The following is a 1,808-nucleotide window of genomic DNA, read 5'->3' as shown; positions in this document are numbered from 1 at the left end:
GCCACGATCAGCGGCACCCAAAGCGTGAATTTCGGCGGAGGCGGCAGGTTTTCCATGCCGCCTTTATGCTTTTGAAACCTTTCGATGGCGTTAATCGCGATATGATCCCGCGCGACGCCCCGCCTTTGCAGCAATCTCCGGCCTATGGTCAGGCCATGGCCGCCCTGGGCGCCCGCGCGCATGCGGTGGGCGCGGTGCACCTGATCGAACGCCCCGGCCTGCGCCTGATCCAGCGCGCGACCCTCACCTTGCCCGAGGCGCGGCGGCTCGCCCGCTTTCCCGGCGCCACGATCCTCACCGCGCCGCTGCATGGCCCCGGCCTTCTGCCGCTGGTCACCGCCCGCCATCATGCCGAATGGGACTTGTCGCCCCCGCCCGAGGCCTTGCGTGCGGGGCTCCATGGCAAATGGCGCAATGCGCTGCGTCGCGGCGAGGCGCTGCATCTGGGCCAGGACGACCCGCGCGCCCTCGCCGATCTTCTCGCGCGCGAGGCCGAGCAAGCGCGCCACCGCCGCTATCGCAGCCTGCCTGCCGGGTTTGTTGCCCATTGGCCGGGGCCGCGCCTTTTGCTGCATCTGCGCCACAAAGGGGGGCTGGAGGCCGCGATGCTGTTCCTGATCCATGGCGGCGCCGCCACCTATCACATCGGCTGGACCAGCGCGGCGGGGCGGGCGCGGCAGGCCCATCGCGCGATGCTGTGGCAGGCCGCGCTGCATCTGCGCGCCGCCGGGGTGCGGCGGCTGGACCTCGGCCCGGTGGACAGCACGAATCCCGGCCTTGCCCGCTTCAAGCTGGGCACCGGCGCGCGTCTCACCGATCTGGGGCCGACCAGCCTCGTGCTGCCGGGCTGACCGCTGTGACAATTCGCGCCCCTTCCCGTGCCGGGGCGGATGGGCTAGCCTGAGGCCTTATCGCGAGGCCTGAATGTCTGATCCCAACGCGCCCCCTCCCGGCTATCGGCCCAAGCTGCTTCCGCCGCCGCAATTCCCGCTGCGGCGCCCTGCCTTGTTCGCGCGCATGCCGCCTGCGGTTTTTCCCGTGCTGATGGGCGCTTTGGGCCTTGGGCTTGCGCTGCGGCGCGGGCTTGCGGGCTTTGGCGTTGCCAGCGACCCGGCCGAGCTGGTGCTGGGTCTTGCCGTCGGCCTCTGGGCCTTTGCGGCCCTCGGCTATCTGCTCAAGCTGGCGCGGCGCCCGGCCGTTCTGCTGGAGGATCTGCGCGTCCTGCCCGGCCGTGCCGGTCTGGCGGCCGCCTCGCTGGGGCTGTTGCTGGTGGCGGCGGCGCTGGTGCCCTATTGGCCGGGCGTGGCACGCGGCGTGCTGGCGGCCGGGCTCGGCCTGCATGCCGCCCTCGCGGCGCTGGTGCTGCGGCTGTGGTTCGCAAACCCGCCCGAAGCGCGCGAGATCACCCCGGTCTGGCATCTGCATTTTGTCGGGTTCATCATTGGCGGGCTGGCGGCGGCCCCCTTGGGGATGACCGGTCTGGCCACCGCGCTGCTCTGGCTCACGCTGCCTGTCGCACTGGCGATCTGGGCGGCGTCTGCGCTGCAACTCATCCGCCGCATCCCGCCCGCACCGCTGCGCCCGCTGCTGGCGATCCACCTCGCGCCTGCCAGCCTGTTTGCCACGGTCGCCGCCAGCCTCGGGTATGAGCGGCTGGCCGATGCGATGCTGGTGCTGGGCGCGCTGATCGCGCTGGCCCTGCTCTTTGCCCTGCGCTGGCTGACGGTCTCCGGCTTTTCGGCGCTGTGGGGGGCCTTCACTTTCCCGCTGGCCGCGTTTTGCAGCGCACTTTTCGCCCGGGGCCTGCT

2 protein-coding genes are annotated in these 1,808 nt (G+C 71.5%); both read left to right on the top strand.

All coding sequences use genetic code 11. The features are described 5' to 3' along the window. Window positions 1-101 precede the first annotated feature (101 nt). Complete coding sequence (locus tag JNN06_RS01970) at window positions 102-851, top strand: GNAT family N-acetyltransferase (RefSeq protein ID WP_291237919.1); 750 nt, start codon at window positions 102-104, stop codon at window positions 849-851. 166 nt (window positions 852-1,017) lie between these two features. Next, window positions 1,018-1,808: tellurium resistance protein (locus JNN06_RS01965; protein ID WP_291237918.1), on the top strand; the 791-nt coding region annotated here is incomplete at its 3' end.

This window comes from Gemmobacter sp., from assembly GCF_016792925.1.
Taxonomy (GTDB): Bacteria; Pseudomonadota; Alphaproteobacteria; order Rhodobacterales; family Rhodobacteraceae; genus Gemmobacter.
This window is presented reverse-complemented; position numbering and strand designations above follow the sequence as displayed.

What these genes read in the sequence shown, in the direction of transcription:
- JNN06_RS01970 (WP_291237919.1), top strand. Translation starts at nt 102, where the DNA reads ATGATCCCGCGCGACGCCCCGCCTTTGCAGCAATCTCCGGCCTATGGT.